This is a genomic window from uncultured Dokdonia sp. (assembly GCF_947492535.1).
Classification (GTDB): domain Bacteria; phylum Bacteroidota; class Bacteroidia; order Flavobacteriales; family Flavobacteriaceae; genus Dokdonia.
The window spans coordinates 1-368 of the sequence record NZ_CANLNH010000052.1 but is presented as its reverse complement, the minus strand read 5'-3'; the positions used below and the strand labels follow the sequence as shown (position 1 = coordinate 368).

Below are 368 nucleotides of genomic sequence, written 5' to 3'. Positions count from 1 at the left end.
ACTTATACGCCAGATCCTGATTTTAATGGCACGGATACCTTTGATTATACAGTAGAGGTAACTAATGCGGATGGTTCAACCACGACAGAGACTGCTACAGTAGTAATTACAGTAGTAGGCGAAGGAGATACGGGAGATGATACAGCAAGTACAGATGAGGATACTCCAGTAGATATTGATGTATTAGATAATGATAACTTCGATCCTACGAGTGATGTAGAAGTAACAGAGGTGACTGATCCAGCTAATGGAACAGTAACGATCAATGCAGATGGTACGGTGACTTATACACCAGATCCTGATTTTAATGGAACGGATAGTTTTGAATATACAGTTACAGTAACTAATGCAGATGGATCTACGGAGAC

Annotated in this window: 1 protein-coding gene; it reads left to right on the top strand. The window is 40.2% G+C overall.

Features of this window, described 5'->3' with window-relative positions:
• A partial coding sequence (locus tag Q1A60_RS21510) for an Ig-like domain-containing protein (RefSeq protein ID WP_299770687.1) occupies positions 1 to 368 on the top strand: 368 nt, incomplete at both ends.